The organism is Roseateles sp. GW821-FHT09G03, from assembly GCF_059416045.1.
On the sequence record NZ_JBWKOK010000003.1, the window covers coordinates 676,579 to 694,203 of the forward strand.

The 17,625-nt window shown below is 68.4% G+C and carries 14 protein-coding genes and 1 other RNA gene; 11 read left to right on the plus strand and 4 right to left on the minus strand.

Translation table 11 applies throughout. The annotated features are described in order from the left end of the window. Positions 1-17 precede the first annotated feature (17 nt). The 5 genes from AC07OZ_RS15235 to pyrC all read left to right on the plus strand — a co-directional run bounded on the left by AC07OZ_RS15235 (position 18) and on the right by pyrC (position 3,929). Positions 18-752, plus strand: a complete 735-nt coding sequence (locus tag AC07OZ_RS15235) for an amino acid ABC transporter permease (protein WP_495467932.1) — start codon at positions 18-20, stop codon at positions 750-752. A 1-nt stretch (position 753) separates the two neighbouring features. After that, positions 754-1,419 carry an amino acid ABC transporter permease gene (locus AC07OZ_RS15240; protein ID WP_495467933.1) on the plus strand — a complete coding sequence of 222 codons (666 nt, stop codon included), beginning with the start codon at positions 754-756 and terminating at the stop codon, positions 1,417-1,419. Positions 1,420-1,429: 10 nt separating this feature from the next. Beyond that, complete coding sequence (locus AC07OZ_RS15245; RefSeq protein WP_067277009.1) at positions 1,430-2,164, plus strand: amino acid ABC transporter ATP-binding protein; 735 nt, start codon at positions 1,430-1,432, stop codon at positions 2,162-2,164. A 268-nt stretch (positions 2,165-2,432) separates the two neighbouring features. Continuing rightward, on the plus strand, positions 2,433-2,864 hold the full coding sequence (locus tag AC07OZ_RS15250; protein ID WP_495467934.1) for a hypothetical protein: 432 nt from the start codon (positions 2,433-2,435) through the stop codon (positions 2,862-2,864). A gap of 30 nt (positions 2,865-2,894) precedes the next feature. Continuing rightward, positions 2,895-3,929, plus strand: a complete 1,035-nt coding sequence (gene pyrC, locus AC07OZ_RS15255) for a dihydroorotase (protein WP_431048414.1) — start codon at positions 2,895-2,897, stop codon at positions 3,927-3,929. Positions 3,930-3,935: 6 nt separating this feature from the next. On the opposite strand, the gene AC07OZ_RS15260 is transcribed toward pyrC, so the two are convergent. Then, the gene (locus AC07OZ_RS15260; RefSeq protein WP_495467935.1) at positions 3,936-6,773 is read right to left on the minus strand and encodes a TonB-dependent receptor; all 2,838 of its coding nucleotides are present in this window, start codon (positions 6,771-6,773) and stop codon (positions 3,936-3,938) included. Positions 6,774-7,207: 434 nt separating this feature from the next. On the opposite strand from AC07OZ_RS15260, the gene AC07OZ_RS15265 reads away from it, so the two are divergent. The 3 genes from AC07OZ_RS15265 to AC07OZ_RS15275 all read left to right on the plus strand — a co-directional run bounded on the left by AC07OZ_RS15265 (position 7,208) and on the right by AC07OZ_RS15275 (position 11,065). Next, positions 7,208-8,425, plus strand: a complete 1,218-nt coding sequence (locus AC07OZ_RS15265) for a cyanophycinase (RefSeq protein WP_495467936.1) — start codon at positions 7,208-7,210, stop codon at positions 8,423-8,425. Positions 8,426-8,588: 163 nt separating this feature from the next. After that, a complete protein-coding gene (locus AC07OZ_RS15270; RefSeq protein ID WP_495467937.1) occupies positions 8,589-10,025 on the plus strand; it encodes a S1 family peptidase in 1,437 nt (478 codons plus the stop codon). Beyond that, complete coding sequence (locus AC07OZ_RS15275; RefSeq protein ID WP_495467938.1) at positions 10,007-11,065, plus strand: FHA domain-containing protein; 1,059 nt, start codon at positions 10,007-10,009, stop codon at positions 11,063-11,065. Before AC07OZ_RS15270 ends, AC07OZ_RS15275 begins: the two co-directional genes overlap by 19 nt. A 98-nt stretch (positions 11,066-11,163) precedes the next feature. Here AC07OZ_RS15275 and AC07OZ_RS15280 read toward each other — a convergent pair whose 3' ends face one another. From AC07OZ_RS15280 to AC07OZ_RS15290, 3 genes are all read right to left on the minus strand, one after another. Then, positions 11,164-11,631 (minus strand): GNAT family N-acetyltransferase, encoded by a 468-nt coding sequence (locus AC07OZ_RS15280; protein ID WP_431258940.1) that lies wholly within the window; start codon positions 11,629-11,631, stop codon positions 11,164-11,166. A gap of 97 nt (positions 11,632-11,728) precedes the next feature. Then, positions 11,729-12,064, minus strand: an RNA gene (rnpB, locus tag AC07OZ_RS15285) — RNase P RNA component class A. Between the two features lie 61 nt (positions 12,065-12,125). After that, positions 12,126-13,361 carry a Gfo/Idh/MocA family protein gene (locus AC07OZ_RS15290; protein WP_495467939.1) on the minus strand — a complete coding sequence of 412 codons (1,236 nt, stop codon included), beginning with the start codon at positions 13,359-13,361 and terminating at the stop codon, positions 12,126-12,128. Between AC07OZ_RS15290 and AC07OZ_RS15295 the strand changes: the two genes are divergently transcribed. The 3 genes from AC07OZ_RS15295 to AC07OZ_RS15305 all read left to right on the plus strand — a co-directional run bounded on the left by AC07OZ_RS15295 (position 13,309) and on the right by AC07OZ_RS15305 (position 17,580). Beyond that, entirely contained in the window at positions 13,309-14,535 is a 1,227-nt protein-coding gene (locus AC07OZ_RS15295) for a multidrug effflux MFS transporter (protein ID WP_495467940.1), read from the plus strand. The genes AC07OZ_RS15290 and AC07OZ_RS15295 overlap by 53 nt on opposite strands. 87 nt (positions 14,536-14,622) lie before the next feature. Next, on the plus strand, positions 14,623-15,585 hold the full coding sequence (locus tag AC07OZ_RS15300; protein WP_495467941.1) for a carbonic anhydrase: 963 nt from the start codon (positions 14,623-14,625) through the stop codon (positions 15,583-15,585). Positions 15,586-15,753: 168 nt separating this feature from the next. Further along, positions 15,754-17,580, plus strand: a complete 1,827-nt coding sequence (locus tag AC07OZ_RS15305) for a methyl-accepting chemotaxis protein (protein ID WP_495467942.1) — start codon at positions 15,754-15,756, stop codon at positions 17,578-17,580. Positions 17,581-17,625: the final 45 nt, after the last annotated feature.

The window sequence follows — 17,625 nt, forward strand, 5'->3', positions numbered from 1 at the left end:
GAAGGATGGAGCACGCCATGGCGAGCTGGGATTGGCAGTTGTACTGCACAGACATGGTGACCGAGGAGGTCGCGCCGAAGTGTTTCGGCGCTCCCGGTTATGAGACTTACCTGGACGCGATGATCCACGGCTGGGGCTGGACGATGTTCGTCTCGGTCATCGGCCTGCTGGTCGCGCTGGTGGCCGGATCGCTGATCGGCGTGCTGCGGACGGTGCCCAACAGGAAACTGGCGATGTTCGGGGAGTCCTGGACGGAGCTGTTCCGGAACATTCCGCTGATCGTCCAGCTCTTCATCTGGTATCACGTGGTGCCGCGGCTGTTCCCGGTGCTGGACCTGCCGCCCGCCGTGCTGGTGGTGATCGCGATCGGGCTGTTCACGTCGGCGCGGATCTCGGAGCAGGTCAAGGCCGGCATCCTGACGCTGCCCAAGGGCCAGCGCTACGCCGGCCAGGCGCTGGGTCTGACGCTGCCGCAGACCTACCGGCACGTGCTGCTGCCGATGGCGTTCCGCATCGTCATCCCCCCGCTGACCAGCGAGAGCATGAACATCGTCAAGAACTCGGCGGTGGCCTTCGCGGTGAGCATTCCCGACCTGGCGCAGTTCGCGCTGCAGGCGTCGGAGCAGTCGAGCTTCGTGCAGATCTTCCTGCCCGTGACGATCCTGTACTTCGTCTCCGCCTACGCGATCAACCGCGTGGCCAAGGTCATCGAGTGGTACGTCCGCGTGCCCGGCATCCTGGGGGCGAAGTGACATGACGCAACTCGATTTCTCGTTCCTGACCTGGGACGTCCTGACGTCCTTCGTGGCCAAGGGCCTGTGGTTCTCGATCCAGCTGACGGTCTCGGCCATGATCGGCGGCATCGTGCTGGGCACGGTGCTGGCGCTGATGCGGCTGTCGGGCAAGTGGTGGCTGGAGCGGCCGGCGGCGATCTACGTCGACACGCTGCGCTCGATCCCGCTGGTGATGGTCATCTTGTGGTTCTTCCTGCTGATCCCGTACATCGCGGGGCCGCTGGGGCCGGAGAAGACGGCGCTGATCACCTTCACGCTGTTCGAGGCGACCTACTACTCCGAGATCATGCGTGCGGGCATCCAGTCGGTGTCCAAGGGCCAGGTCTTCGCCGGGTACGCCATGGGCATGACCTACCGCCAGACCATGAGCCTGGTGGTGCTGCCGCAGGCCTTCCGCAACATGCTGCCGGTGCTGCTGACGCAGACGATCGTGCTGTTCCAGGACACGTCGCTGGTCTATGCGATCGGCGCGTACGACCTGCTGAAGGGCTTCGAGGTCGCCGGCAAGAACTTCGGTCGGCCGATGGAGACCTACCTCTTCGTCGCCGTCGTCTATTTCGTGATCTGCTTCAGCCTGTCCATGCTGGTCCGCCGGCTGCAGAAGAAGATCGCCATCATCCGCTGAGGTCCGCTCCATGATCGAAATCAAGAACGTCTCCAAGTGGTACGGCCCGTTCCAGGTGCTGACCGATTGCTCCACCAACATCCAGAAGGGCGAGGTGGTGGTGGTGTGCGGCCCGTCGGGGTCGGGCAAGTCCACGCTGATCAAGACCGTTAACGCGCTGGAGCCGATCCAGGCGGGCGACATCGTCGTCGACGGCACCAGCCTCACGAATCCCAAGACCAACCTGCCCAAGCTGCGTTCGCGCGTGGGCATGGTGTTCCAGCATTTCGAGCTGTTCCCCCACCTGTCGGTGACGGAGAACCTGACGCTGGCGCAGGTGAAGGTGCTGGGCCGCAACATGACGGACGCCAAGACGCGTGGCCTGAAGATGCTGGAGCGCGTGGGTCTGATGGCGCACAAGGACAAGTTCCCGGGCCAGCTCTCGGGCGGTCAGCAGCAGCGCGTGGCGATCGCGCGGGCGCTGTCGATGGATCCGATCGTGATGCTCTTCGACGAGCCGACCTCGGCGCTGGACCCCGAGATGGTCGGCGAGGTGCTGGACGTGATGGTCCAACTGGCCAACGAAGGCATGACGATGATGTGCGTGACGCACGAGATGGGCTTCGCGCGCAAGGTCAGCCACCGGGTCATCTTCATGGACGCCGGCAAGATCATCGAGGACTGCACCCGCGACGAGTTCTTCGGCGATCCGGACGCGCGTTCGCCGCGCGCCAAGGACTTCCTGGCGAAGATCCTGCAGCACTGATCCCGGACGCCGCTGGCGTCCCGCGTACCGATTCGAAGGCCCGCTCCGCAAGGTGCGGGCCTTCTGCTTTCCGGGTCGCAACGGCTTCCGGCGAGGTTGTCACTCGTCCACGGCATGGATGAGCGAAAGACTCCTGGTTGAGGTCAGTGACGGCCGAGGGCCGGATCCCAACAATCGAGGTCTTCGCGATTCGACCGAAGTGTGTGGCGAGTCGCATCGGGCACGGCGGCGGAGTGCGGTTTTCCGCCAGTAACTGGATGGAGTGCGAATGAAGTTGCTTCAGCAATCAGGCAGGAACTTGGGGTCGAGGTGGACCAACGACCATGATCGGGTGAGCCGGCAAGACCTGGCCCGCCTTGAGCAAGAGATGCACGCGGGCCTCCGCGGTTTGCATCAAGAGATGGATGGACTGCGTACCGAGGTCAGGGGCGAGATCAATCACCTCCGGACGGAGGTAAGGGCGGACTTCAAGGGGGTGAATGAAGGCATGAACGGCCTCCGTGAGGTCGTGGCCAAGCTGGCCGGCGAGATGGACGGGCTTAGTCGTTCAGTGGGACTGCTCACGAAACTGGTGATGCTCCTCATGGCTGCTGCAATCGCAGCCGGTGGATGGAACCTCGTCCGGAACGGCGGCGAGCGGAGCGCAAGGCAGCCCATGTTGGCGATGGTCGACGCAACGGAGGACGGCGACTCGGAGTGAGGGAATAGGGCGGTGAGACAATCCTGCCCCATGAGCGAAACCCTTGTCCTGACCCGTCCCGACGACTGGCATGTGCACCTGCGCGACGGTGCCGCCTTGCAGAGCGTCGTCCCGTATACCGCGCGCCAATTCGCGCGCGCAATCGCGATGCCGAACCTGAAACCGCCGATCACGACGGCGGAGCAGGCCCTCGCGTATCGCCAGCGCATCCTCGCCGCCGTGCCCGCCGGCGTGGACTTCGAGCCGCTGATGACGCTCTATCTGACCGACCGCACCACGCCCGAGGACATCGCCGCCGCCAAGGCCGCAGGCGTCGTCGCGCTCAAGCTCTATCCGGCCGGCGCCACGACCAACAGCGATGCCGGCGTCACCGACATCCGCAAGACCTACGCGACGCTCGAAGCCATGCAGAAGGCCGGCCTGCTGCTGCTGGTGCACGGCGAGGTGACCGACGGCGACGTCGATGTCTTCGACCGCGAAGCCTTCTTCATCGACCGCGTGATGCAGCCGCTTCGCAAGGACTTCCCCGAGCTGAAGGTCGTCTTCGAGCACATCACGACGAAGGAAGCGGCGCAGTACGTGACCGGCGCCGACCGCTTCACCGGCGCGACCGTCACGCCGCAGCATCTGCTCTACAACCGCAACGCCATCTTCATGGGCGGACTGCGTCCGCACTACTACTGCCTGCCGGTGCTCAAGCGCGAGGAGCATCGTCTCGCGCTGATCAAGGCAGCGACTTCCGGCAGCGCCAAGTTCTTCCTCGGCACCGACAGCGCCCCGCACGCCTCGGTGATGAAGGAGAACTCGGTGTGCGGTGCCGGCTGCTTCACCGCACTGTCCGCGATCGAGCTCTACGCCGAGGCCTTCGAGGCTGCGGGCGCGCTCGACAAGCTCGAGGCCTTCGCCAGCTTCAACGGCGCCGACTTCTACGGCCTGCCGCGCAACACCACACAGGTCACGCTGCGCAAGACGGACTGGACGCTCCCCGATGCCGTCCCCTTCGGCGAGGCTGCGCAGCTCAAGCCGCTGCGCGGCGGCGAAGTCATGAGCTGGAAGCTCGACTGAGTCCGACTAGAACCGGTACTGCGCGGACAGGTAGAAGAACCGTCCGCGCGGATCGGTGTAGCTCGGGTCATACCCCGAGATGAAGAAGTAGGCCTGGTTCGAGAACGGCGGCGCCTTGTCGAACAGGTTCTTCACCCCCGCCCGGAGGGTGAGGGCGGAGGTGGCATCCCACCCGCCCGACAGGTCCCACAGCGAATACGCCTTGACCTTGTTCTTCCCCACGATCAGCCCGGTATTGGTATCGATCGCCGAGTTCTGATCGTCGTAGCCGCTGTAGAACGTGTTCGCGAGGTTCACGCTCCAGGGACCACGCGACCAGTCGAAGTTCAACCGATGCCGCCAGCGCTGCACGACCCCGTCGGTGACGAAGCGTCCGAGGTCGCTCAGGTAGGGATCGCCATTGCCCGTCTGCTTCTTCGAGCTCAGCGTCAGCGTCCCCACCAGCTTCACGCCGAAGCGTCCCCAGTCCGTCCCCGGTGAGCGGTACTGCAGCGTGAAGTCCAGCCCGGACGCCTTCTGCTTGCCGCGGTTCTCCTTGTGCAGCTCGATGTAGCAGATGTCGGAATCGGTCGGGTCGTAGTCGCAGCCCGGGAGGCCTTCATCCTCGTTGTAGCGGTGCACGAGCGGCTCGTACTTGTCGAGGTTGGCGAGGATCACGTCGTCGCCGATGGTGCTGATCAGGTTGCGCTTCTCGATGTGCCAGTAGTCGACGCCGACGCTGAGTTCCGGCGTCGGATCGGCCAGCACGCCGATCGAGAACTGCCGCGACTTCTCCGGCTTCAGGTTCGGGTTCGAGTAGGTCCGCGTCTCGAAGTTGTTGGCGCAGAAGCCGAGGTCGTTGTCGTTCTCGCGCATGCAGACGGGATCCGGCAGCGTCGCGGTCTCGCCCGTCTTCACCGAGCGGTACAGGTCGTTCATCGACGGCGCGCGGAAACCGGTCCCCGCCGACGCGCGGAAGGTCAGGTTGTTCATCGGTGCGTAGCGCACGCCGATCTTCGGATTGGTCGTCGCGCCCACCTTCTGGTAGTGGTCGTGCCGGAGCGCGAACTGCAGCTCGATCTGCTTGGTGATCGGCGCCAGCAACTCGCCATAGGCCGCCCAGACCTTGCGTGAATTGCTGGTGAACTGCGCGTCGCCCGGCGTCGGGTCGCCGAGGATGTTGTCCGAGATCAGCAGGTCGCTGGCGGCCGAGGACGACTTCTCGCGGCGCAGTTCCGCGCCCAGCGCGATCGCCAGATCGCCGCCTGCGAGCTGCATCAGGCTGCGCGTCGCCTTCACGTCCAGGCTGTCCATCGTGCCTCGCGCACGGCGCACTTCCTGGTCGATGTTGTTGTCGCGCAGGAAGGCGAGGCCGGCGGCGCTCGACGGGCCGAACGGATTCAGCAGCCCGTCGGCATAGGCCTGGTAGGTTTCCTCGTAGGGCAGGTAGCCGCGCACGTCGCGGTCGGACACGCGGTTGACGCTGTGGTTGAAGCCCCAGTCGTAGTCCCACGCGCCCACGGTGCCGGTCATGCCCACGACGACGCGGCTGCCGGTGCTGGTGAGCTCGCTCGCGCGCGGTCCGGCTTCCAGCATGCGGGTGCGCACGGTGATGAGGCGGTCGTCCGGCAACGCGTCGCCGAGGCCTGTCGCCGCCAGCGCCGGGATCATCGACACGTCGAGGTCGGCGTCGATCCGGTTGCTGGTGCCGACGTACCAGCTCTTGCTGCGCGTGTACGCGGCCTCGACGAAGAGCTCGTGCCGGTCGCCGAGCTTGAGTACGCCGCGACCGAGGAAGCTGCCCTTGTCCGTCTTCGGATAGAGCTCGAGGTCGCGCATGTAGTCGTAGGTGCAGCCGTCGACGCCGCCGATGCCGTCCGGCAGGTAGAGCGTGTGCGGCGGCTGGCAGTTGGGCGCGCTGAGGTTGATCTGGCTCGACGTGATCGGCTTGCCGTTGATCGTGAAGCCTTGCGACTGGAGGTAGTCGCGCTGGTCGCCGCTGAGCCGGATGTTGCCCGGGAACCCCGCAGACGACAGCAGGTGCGGCAGCCGCTCCGGGATGCGCAGGTCCGAGATGAAGTCGCGTTGCGAGGTCCGCAGCGCGCCGGTCTTCTGGAAGTCCAGCACGCCCATCACGTTGAAGCCGTCGCGCGCCAGATCGCCGTGGCCGGCGGCGATGGACGCAGTGCGCTTGCTGGCGCCGCCTTCGCCGGTCTTGCCGCCGTAGACATCGAGCTGCACGCCCTGGTAGTCCTTGCGGGTGATGAAGTTGACGACGCCCCCGATGGCATCGGTGCCGTAGATCGCGGAGGCGCCGTCCAGCAGCACCTCGACGCGCTCGATCGCCGCGGCCGGGATGTTGTTCAGGTCGACGCCGTTGTCGTCGCCGGGCGAGGCGAAGTTGGCCATGCGACGGCCGTTCAGCAGCACCAGCGTCGAGGACGTGCCAAGCCCACGCAGGTTGGCCGAGTTGAAGCCCATCTGATCGCGGAAGCCGCCGGTGCCGATGCTGACGCCGTCGGTCAACGCGTTGCTCATCGCGGAGACGGTGGCCATGATCTCGGCCGCCGTGGTGACGCCGGCCTTGACGATGTCGCTGCGGTTGATCACCTGCACGGGCAGCGCGCCTTCATCGGCGATGCGCCTGATCGCGGAGCCGGTGATCTGCACGCGCTGCAGCTTCTGCGCCGCTGGCGGCGAGGACGGCGCAGAAGCAGCGGCCTCCGGCGGCGCGACCTGCGCGTGTGCGGCACCGCACAGAGCGATCAGGGCCGCGGCCGCGCAGACGCGAGGCGCGAACGGCGGTCGAGGCCAGACGCGGCTGACGCGGCTGAAGCGACTGACGCGCGAAGTGCGGAGGGTCATGGCGGGCTCCCTGGGGCCGATGGGGGTGGCTCTGTCGGACCAGTCTAGGGAGCGGACCGTCACGGACAAGGGTGATGACCCGCGACAGTCGCGACGAAGCAACTGACCTGTGACCAATGGTCACCCGTTGGCGGGTGGGCGAGGCTATGGTGATGCGCAAAGCCGCCCCCGCGCGGCGGGAGGCTCTGACGATGTTCGATCGCTGTGTGCTGTGGCGCGCCACCGGTGCGCTTGTGTTGGCGTGGTCCGTGCTGCCGGCGTCGGCCGCGCCGCCCGCCTCTCCATCCGCCTCTCCCTCCGCCGCCTCCGCACAGCCCCGGGCCGTAGCTGCCGCGAAGCCTGCGGCACCAGCCGCCGCCGCAGCGGCTCCTCCCGCGTCCTCGGCCCAGGCAACGCCTGCCCCCCTGTCGGATGTCCCCATTAAAGGCCACGCCATGGCCATCGGCGGTGCGCTGAAGGCCGACAACGACGAAGTCTGGAATCGCCTGATCGCGCTGGCCGGCGGACGCGGCGCGCGCTTCGTGGTGTTCGGCACCGCGGCGGAAGATCCCGAGGCCAGCGCCAAGCAGGTCGTCGAGCAGCTGCAGCGCCGCGGCGCGTTCGCCGAGGCGCTGCCCGTCGCGCCGAAGTTCTCGTGGGTCGACCTGAGCAAGGTCGTGCGCGACGCCGCCCTGATCGCCAAGGTGCGCAACGCCAAGGGCATCTTCTTCACCGGCGGCTCGCAGGAGCGCATCGTCGACGTGCTCTACCCGGGCGGGCATTCGACGCCGATGCTCGACGCGATCTGGGAGGTCTATCGCAAGGGCGGCGTCGTGGCCGGCACCTCGGCCGGCGCGGCGGTGATGAGCACGGTGATGTTCCGCGACGCGCCCAGCGTCATCAGCATCCTCAAGGGCCAGTGGGAGGAGGGCAAGCAGATCGACCGCGGCCTGGGCTTCGTTGGGCCGGAGCTCTTCGTCGACCAGCACTTCCTCAAGCGCGGGCGCTTCGGCCGCATGGTGCCGCTGATGCTGGCCAAGAACTACAAGCTCGGTCTCGGCGTGGACGAGAACTCCGCCGCCGTGATCCGCGGCGACGAGGTCGAGATCATCGGCCACAAGGGCGCGCTGCTGGTCGATCTGAGCGAGGCGTCCTCGGACCGCAAGCTCGGCGTTTTCAACCTGAAGAACGCCCGGCTGACCTACCTCGACCATGGCGACCGGATGAACCTGCGCACGCGCGGCGTCACGCCCTCGCCGGTGAAGCTGCGCGGACAGAAGCTCGAGCCCGGCGCGCCCGACTACAAGCCCTACTACACGCTGCCGCAGTTCTACACGGACATGCTGGGCGACTCGACGATCTCCACGGCGATGTCCATCCTGATCGACAGCGTGCAGCCCGAGTTCCGGGGCCTGAGCTTCGAGGCCGCGCCCAAGGCCGGCGACACGCTGGCCGACCTGGGCTTCCTGTTCCGGCTCTACAAGGGGCCGGGCAGCATCGGCTGGAGCACCGACGAGCTCGGCCCCGAGGACTACACCGTGGTCAACCTCTACCTGGACGTCACGCCGGTGCGCATGCCGCTGCCGCTGTTCGGCCCCTGGCCCGGCGAGCCTCGGCAGAAGCAACCGGCGGCGGCCGAGGAGCCGCCGGCCGGCGAGCGTCCGCAGCAGTGAGGGACGGGGTGGCGGCGGGCCCCTGGCGCGCGGGCCGCCAGGGCGGCTGGCAAGGCCGTCCGGCACCCCGATTGCTGGCGGCGTCAGCAAAGCCGCTAGCATGCGGCGTCCGCTCTCACCTGCGCTCACCCGCGCAGCCGCTCTTCTCCTGGAGTCTCCTGCGTTGTCGCGAAAACCTCTCACCCCTGGGCGTGCCGCCGTCGGGGCGGTCCTGCTGCTGATCGCGGCACTGGGCCTGCCCGTCGTGGCGCAGACGCGCCCCGCGCCGGTGCCGCCGGCCTCGCCCGTCGTGCCCGCGATGCCGCCCAGCGCGCCCGCGATCGCCGCCAGCCAGGCGGTCCCGTCGGCGCCGGTCTCGGCCAGCGCCCGCCGGCTCTATGACCGCAGCCGCTCGCAACTGCTGCAGGTCCGCACGCTGTACAACGGCAGCCAGGCCTCGGTGGGGTCGGGTTTTGTCGTCAGCGCCGAAGGCCACGTCATCACCAACTACCACGTCGTCAGCCAGCACGCGCTGGAGCCGGAGCGCTATCGCCTCCAGTACCAGACGCCGGAAGGCGACGGCGGCGACATCGAGCTGCTGGACTTCGACGCCCGCCGCGACCTGGCGCTGCTGCGCATCGTGCGCAAGGGTGCCGATCCGGATCCCAAGGGGGTCGTCGCGCGCATGACGGCCACGCCGCTCGTGTTCCGCAAGGCCGAGCAGCCGCTGGCCAAGGGCGAGCGCATCTATTCGATGGGCAACCCGCACGACGTCGCGTTCGCCGTCGTCGAGGGCACCTACAACGGCCTGGTCGAGCGCAGCTTCGATCCGCTGATCTACTACTCCGGCTCCATCAATCCCGGCATGAGCGGCGGTCCGGTGATCGACGAGGACGGCGAGATCGTCGGCATCAACGTCTCGACGATGATCTTCGCGCAGCAGATGAGCTTCCTCGTGCCGGCGGAACATGCGGCCGCGCTGCTCGCGCGCAGCCGCAACGCCGCGCCGCTGAAGGGCGCCGCCTGGCCCAAGCTGCGCCAGCAGCTGATGGCCTACCAGGACGAGCTCTCGCGCAACTTCCTCGCGCAACCCTGGCGCACGCTCACGCATCCGCGCTACCGCTTCCCGATCCCGCAGGAGGAATACATGCGCTGCTGGGGCAGCGGTTCTTCCGCCGACGAGCAGGGCCTGCAGATGCAGCGCACGCAATGCCGCATGGAGCATGCGCTGTTCATCAGCGAATCGCTGCAGACCGGCTACTTCGGCGTCACCGAGGAGGTCTACGACGGCAGCAAGCTCGGCGCGGTCCGCTTCGCGGCGATCTACTCGGCGAGCTTCCGCAACGAGCGCCTGGGCGGTCCGGATCGTGACCGCACCGCGCCGTACTGCAAGGAGGACTTCGTCCAGCAGAAGGACGGTCCGCCGCTGCGCGCGGTCGCCTGCCTGCGCGCGTACCGCAAGCTGGAGGGACTCTTCGACCTGACCGTGCTGGTCACCAACGTGGACGCCTCGACGGAAGGCGCCCTCGGCCGCTTCGACGCCCGCGGCGTCAGCTTCGCGAATGCCACCCAGCTGACGCGTCACTATCTCCAAGGATTCGCATGGACCACGCCGCGGTAATCGAGATCGTCGACCGGGACGGTCATTGCCGGGAAAGCCACAAGGTGCGCGCGTGGCCGCTGCGCATCGGCCGGTCGCCCGATTGCGACCTCGTGCTCGCCGACCCGCACCTGGCCGGCGCGCATGCGCTGCTGCACTGGGACCGCGGCGAGCCCGCCGCCGAGCGCAGCGACGAGACCCTGGACGACCAGGCCGCGCCCGTGGCGGGCGGCCCCGTGCTGGAGCTGCTGCCCAGCCAGAACGGCGGATGGCTCGACGGACGCCGCCTCGTGGCGGGCAGCCGCGCGGCGTGGCCGTCGTCGGCGTTGCTGCAGATCGGCACCACGCGGCTGCGGCTGCGCACCGTGCTGGATCCGCTGCCGGCCGAGAAGCCGATGAACCGCGCCGACGAGCCCGTCAAGCGCGACGCGCGGCCCGGCTGGGCGCTGCCCGTCCTGCTGGCGCTGTGGGCGCTGATGCTGTGGGGCGCCAACTGGGCCGCCAACGACGGTTCCGCGAGCTGGGTCGACACCGTGAGCGCGCTGCTCGCGCCGATCGGCGTCGCGCTGATCTGGGCGGCGCTCTGGGCGCTCGTGACGCAGCTGTTCCGGCACTGGTTCGCCTTTGGCGCGCACCTGTGGCGGGCGCTGGTCGCGACCGTCGCGATGCAGCTGCTGGACCTGCTGCTGCCGCTGGTGGCCTACATGGTCAACGCGCCGCGATTGCTGGCGCTGGAGCCGGTGCTCATGTCCGTGGGCGCCGCGCTGCTGTTGTGGTGGCATGCGACCGTGGTGTGGCCGCGCGCGTCGCGGCGCGTGGCGATCGGCATCGGCGCGATGTGTGTCGTCGGCCTGGTGCTCACCGTGGGGCGGCGCACCGAACAGCAGTACTGGCTCGGCCCGAACTACATGGCGACCCTGGCGCCGCCGTCCCTGCGTCTGGCCTCGCCGAAGCCGGTGGACAGCTTCATCGACGGCATGGGCCAGCTCGAGGCCCCGTTGCTGAAGCAGGCGGAGAAGCGCAACGAGCAGGCCGGCGGCAGCGGCGACAACGAGGAGTGATCCTCAGTCCTCAGCGGTGACTCGCAGATGGGCAGCGGTCTTCCCAGAAGTGCAGTCAGCGAGCGCGGCTGGGGCCGGAATGTCAGGCCACCACCGGTTCAACTCGCCGTCAGCCGCTTTTCCATGAAGACGGACAGCGGGTCCTCGGCATAGCTGCCGAACGGTGCGCGACGGTCGTACCCCAGGGTCTCGTACAGCTTGAGCGCCTCCGGCTGGTGCACGCCGGTCTCCAGACGCGCCAGTCCGATGCCTTGTGCCCTGAGGTGGGACTCGAGCTCTTCCATCAACACCTTGGAGATGCCGCGTCCCCGGAAGTGCGGTTGGACGAACACCCGCTTGATCTCGCCGTACGGCCCCTCGGCGTCGTCGACGACCTTCACCGCCGCGCAGCCGGCCAGCCATTCCGCCAGCCACACGCCGATGAAGCGCACGCGCGGCTGGGCCAGCGCCTGCGGGTCTTCGAGGTGGTTGCTCTCGCTCGGGTAGAGGGCCGCCATGTACGCGTCCGACTGCGCCAGCAGGGACATCGCGGCGGGGCTGTGGGGGTCGAGAGGTTCGATCTGCATGGCCCGAAGGTAGCAACCGATGTGCCCAACCGGGCCGGATCCGCGAAAGACCCTGAAAAGATCTGCAAGCCAATGTTCGCTTGCAGGTTTGTCATAAGCGTGAAGCAAGCCGATAGGCCGGATTCTGTGCGCGGATCCTCTTGCGATTTTCCGCGTGACCGCCATTCATCTGGGCCGGGCATCACTGCCCGGCTCGGTGCCACCTACCCGCCAGCTCTGCGAGCCGCATCGACGCTGGCCTACTTGGTGTTGCTGCGCGTAGAGATTGCCCGTTTCACCCGATGCGGACTTGCGTCCGCACCGACTCGTCTCTGTTGCTCTGATCCTCGGCTTTCGCCGGGCAGCCGTTAGCTGCTACGCCGCTCTATGCAGTCCGGACCTTCCTCCAGTGCCGTGTTTCCACGATCGCACCAGCGGCGGTCTGGCTTGCTTCACGGGCAGCAGTTTACCTTGCGGTGCTGGCCGCTCAGAGGAGGCCGCTCAGCGAGCGGTGATCAGGACTGACCGGCGAGCAGGCTCTCGATCGTCTTCTGCACCGCCAGCGCCTCGGCAAAGCCGGGCAGGCTGTGCGAATGCCCGTCGAGCATCGCCGACCAGTGGCTGAGCTGATCGGTCATGCCGTTCATGCGCAGCGTCTCCGCGTCGCCCATGCTCTGGACGCGCTCGCCCTGGCGCTGCTGCGTGACGCCGAACCAGTCGCGCAGCTCGATCTCGCCTTCGCTGGCGCGCCACAGCATGCGGTTGTCGTCGGCACGCTCGCCGCCCAGGCTCGCGCTGATCGTCACGGGCACGCCGGCGGCGACCAGTTCCGCGTCCACCGCGAGTTCCGATCCGACACCGTCGTCCGGATACTCGACCCGGCTGCGCACGACCTTGGCCGGTCCCAGCACGCGTTGCAGCACGAAGATGAAGTGCGACAGCACCTCGCGCGAGAACCCGCCCTCGGCACGCTGCGACAGCCACGCGCCGGCACCGGCCTGCCAGGGACGCGGCCAGGCGGCGAAGCGCAAGTCGATGCTCACGCCGTGGAGGGCGCCCATCGGACGCCGCGATCCCGCGCCGAACGCCAGCTGCAGCTGCGCCAGGCCGGTCGAGGACGCCAGCGAATAATTGACCGCCGCCCGCTGCCGCTCGCGCTCGATGCGCTCGATGCAGGTGCGCGCGGCCTCGAAGTCGGTGGTCAGCGGTTTCTCGCACAGCACCACGAGGCCCGCGTCGAAGGCCTGCTCCGTCAGGTCGATGTGCGGCCCCGGCGGCGTCGCGATGTAGAGCCCGTGCAGGCCGGGCTCGCGGATCAGCGCCTCGGCGCTCGTGGCCGCGCGCAGCAGCGGATAGTGGACCAGCGCCTGCGCCAGGACCTCGGGGTTCTGATCCCAGACACGGGTCACCCGCAGCCGGGCGTGACCGGCCAGACGGGCCAGCATGCGCTGTCCCATCACGCCCAGTCCGACCACCCCAATGCTCAATACGCCTGGCACCACGTTCCCCGCCCGAAGTTCCGCAAAAGTCCCGCAGTGTAGGGGCCCCGCTACACTGCCGGTCATCGCGCGGGCCGCCCGGGCGACCCGCGCACGTTCCACCCGCAAGCGGCGTTCCCGGTCGGCATGACAGGTGTCCCGCGGATGGCCCGGCGTTATCGTCGGCAGCTTCCCCCGCACGCTCGCACCGCACCCACGCATGAACCCCGAAGCCAGCCAACTGTGGCGCGCCCCGCGCTGGGCCCTCGCCATCCTGCTGGCCGCGCTGGCCACGGTGGGGCCGTTCTCGATCGACACCTACATCCCCGCCTTCGCCGGCATCGCCCAGGCGCTGGACGCCACGCCGATCGAGATGCAGCAGACGCTGTCGGGCTACCTGCTCGGCTTCGCGGTGATGAATCTGTTCCACGGCGCCCTGTCTGACAGCTTCGGCCGCCGGCCGGTGGTGCTGTGGGGCATGGCCGTGTTCGCGCTGTCCTCGATGGGCTGCGCGCTGGCCGGCAGCATCGGCCAGCTGGTGTTCTGGCGCACGGTGCAGGGGCTGTCGGCGGGGGCGGGCGTCGTGGTCTCGCGCGCCATCATCCGCGACATGTTCCCGCCGTCCGAGGCGCAGCGGGTGATGTCGCAGGTGACGATCTTCTTCGGCCTCGCGCCGGCGATCGCGCCCATGATCGGCGGCTTCCTCTACGTGCATGCCGACTGGCACGCGATCTTCTGGTTCCTGGTCTTCGTCGGCGCGCTGCTGTTCGCGGTCACCTGGCGCCTGATGCCGGAGACCCTGCATCGCGACCATCGCCAGCCTTTCCATGTCGGCTCGCTGCTGCGGGGCTACCGCTCGCTCGTCGGCAGCCGCCGTTTCCTGCTGCTGGCGCTGGCCAGCGGCATCCCGTTCAACGGCATGTTCCTGTACGTGCTGGCCGCGCCGGTCTTCCTGGGCGAGCACCTGGGCCTGGCGCCGACGCAGTACTTCATCTTCTTCCTGTTCAGCATCGGCGGGATCATGGGCGGCGCCTGGCTGAGCGGCCGGCTCGCCGGCAAGATCGCGCCGCGCAAGCAGATCCGGCGCGGTTTCCTGATCATGGGTTTCACCTCCGTTGCCAACATCGTCTGCAACCTGACGCTGCCGCACAGCCCGCTGTGGGCCTTCCCGCTGATCAGCAGCTTCGCGTTCGGCTGGGCGCTGATGGTGCCGGTGGTGACGCTGCTGGTGCTGGACCAGGCGCCCGAGCGCCGCGGCATGGCATCCTCGCTCCAGGCCTGCATCGGCAGCGCGGCCAACGGCCTGGTGGCGGGCGTGCTGGTGCCGCTGGTGATGCATTCGATGCTGGCGCTGGCGGTGACCTCCGCGGCCATGATGTGCATCGGCCTGGTCGCCTGGACCTGGGTCAAGCGCGAGGTCTCCGCGCCGCCGGTTCCCGGCGCGTGACATCGGGACACCGGGCGGCCCTCAAGATGGCGGGCCAGGCTCCGAAATAGAAGAGCGATCCTTCTGTCGTTCCCGGAGCTCCCTTTCATGTCTGACCGTCCCGGATCCGGTGCCATGCTGCCGGCGGCCCTCTGCCTGTTCCTGCTGTTGCCGGCCACGCTGCACGCGGCCGAGCCTGCGCCCGCGCCAAAGGGCGAGGCTTCCGGCGAGCAGTTGCGCGACCGCTTGGCGGACCGTCTGAAGGAGGACGCCGCCGCGCTCAAGCTGAGCACCAAGCCGGCCGCCGCGCCGGCGGACGTGAAGACCGCGAACCCGGTCGACCTGCGCGCCCGCCGCGCCGCCAAGCCGGCCGCGGCGGCCTCCGCGGCGAAGTCGTCGACCCCGTGGTCCTACACCGGCGAGGGTGCCCCCGACAAATGGGGCCAGTTGCAGCCCGAGTTCCGGCAGTGCGCGATCGGCACCCGCCAGAGCCCGATCGACCTGCGCGACACGATCAAGGTCGACCAGGAGCGCATCCAGTTCGACTACAAGCCCAGCAGCTTCTCGGTGATCGACAACGGCCACACGATCCAGGTGAACGTGGCGGCGGGCAATGCCCTGACGATCATGGGCCGCCGGTACGAGCTGCAGCAGTTCCACTTCCACCGTCCGAGCGAAGAGCGCATCAACGGCCGCCAGTACGACATGGTGGCCCACCTGGTGCACAAGGACGCGGAGGGTCGCCAGGCCACGGTCGCCGTGCTGCTGGAGCGCGGCCAGGACCAGGCGCTGATCCAGACGGTCTGGAACTACCTGCCGCTCGAACGCGGCGACACCTACACCGCGCCGGTGCCCATCGACCTCACGCAGCTGCTGCCGCGGGACCAGGCCTACTTCTCGTACATGGGCTCGATGACCACGCCGCCCTGCAGCGAAGGCGTGCTGTGGCTGGTGCTGCGCCAGCCGGTGCAGGTTTCGTCGCAGCAGATCTCGGTGTTCTCGCACCTGTACCCGATGAACGCCCGTCCGCTGCAGGCGCAGTCGGGCCGCCTGATCAAGGAATCGAACTGAATCGGAGAAGGGCCGGTCCCTTCGAGTTCTGAGCCGCGGAAAGCACTGTTTCCGCTTTGGGCCGAGGCCGTGACCACCGTCACGCCTCGGCCTTCTTCTTGGTGTAAACCCTTGGTCTGCGGTAGCGCCACCCGCACAATGCCGGCCTCCTCCCCCAGGACTCCCACCATGTTGAAGACCATCAAATCCCGCCTGATCGCCATCAGCATCCTGATCGTGGTGGCGGCCGTCGCGCTCGCCACCTTCGCCAGCTACTGGGCCGTGCGCGATCACGCGCGCCGCCAGGTGCAGGCCCAACTGACCGATCTGGCCACGGCGAATGCCGCGGGGGTCGCCACCTGGGTGAAGACGCAGAAGGACGTGGTCGCCGCGATGGCGCCGGCCGCGCAGCTCGAGGACCCGCGCGCCGTGCTGACGCAGGCGCTGCAGTCGGGCCGGCTGGATCTGGCCTACGTCGGCGGCGCGGACAAGCGGATGATTTCCATCCCCGACCGCCAGCGCCCGGCGGAGTACGACCCGACCGGCCGCGGCTGGTACAAGCTGGCGTCCGGCACGGACCAGCCGGTGATCACCGCGCCCTACGTGGCGGCCTCGAGCAAGAAGCTGGTCGTGACCTTCGCGAGCGCGGTGCGCGCGGGCGGCGAGCTCAAGGCCGTGGTCGGCACCGACGTGGCGCTGGACGACATCGTCGCGACGATGAAGTCGATCAAGCCGACCGCGAGCGGTTTCGCGATGCTGCTGGACAAGCAGGGCACCGTGATCGCCCACCCGGACGCGGCGCTGACGCTGAAGCCGGTGAAGGACCTGTCCGCCGCGATCGACGGCGCGCTGCTGGCGACCGCGCACGGCGACGAGCCGACGCTGGCCGAGGTCGGCGCCAGCCGCTTCTTCCTGAAGGCCGTGGACGTGCCGGGCACGGACTGGGTGCTGGTCGCCGCCGCCGAGCGCAACGAGGCCCTGGCCGCGTTGTCCGACGTGCTGCGCAACGCGGGCCTGACGATGCTGGTCGTGACCATCGTCGCGGCGCTGGTCGCCGCGGCGGCCGTGGGCGCGCTGCTGAAGGGCCTGGCCGGCATCAAGCGCGCGATGAACGACATCGGCGCGGGGGAGGGCGACCTCAGCCAGCGTCTGCAGGTGCGTGGCGAGGACGAACTCGCCGACATCTCGCGCGGCTTCAACCAGTTCGTCCACAAGATCGAGCAGGTGATGCTGCAGGTGCGCGAGACCAGCCAGTCGATCGCGGTCGCATCGCGCCAGATCGCCGCCGGCAACCATGACCTGAGCCAGCGCACCGAAGAGACGGCGAGCAACCTGCAGGAGACGGCGAGCTCGATGGAGGAGCTCAACAGCACCGTGGCCAACAGCGCCGCGAATGCCGACCAGGCGCGGCAACTGGCCGACACCGCCAGCCGCGTTGCGCGCCAGGGCGGCGAGGCGATGGGGCAGGTGGTTGCGACGATGCAGGAGATCAGCACCAGCTCGCGCCAGATCGGCGACATCATCGGCACGATCGACGGCATCGCGTTCCAGACCAACATCCTGGCCTTGAACGCGGCGGTCGAAGCCGCGCGGGCGGGCGAGCAGGGCCGCGGCTTCGCGGTCGTCGCCAGCGAGGTGCGGGCCCTGGCGCAGCGGTCGGCCGGCGCGGCCAAGGAGATCAAGTCGCTGATCACGGCCAGCGTCGAGCGCGTGGACACCGGCGCGCGCCAGGTGTCGACCGCCGGCGAGACGATGAACGAGGTCGTCGGCAGCGTGCAGCGTGTGGCGCAGATGATCGGCGAGATCAGCCACACCGCGCAGGAGCAGAGTCACGGCATCGGCCAGGTGAACGTGGCCGTCGCGCAGCTGGACCAGGTGACGCAGCAGAACGCATCGCTGGTCGAGGAATCGGCCGCCGCCGCGGAGAGCCTCAAGGACCAGGCGCAGAAGCTGGCCGACGTGGTCGGTACCTTCCGCTTGAGCGGCTCGGCATCGACGTCCTCGACGACGTTCTGATCCCCACCGTTTTTACCCCCTCTCCCGCTTGCGGGAGAGGGAAGG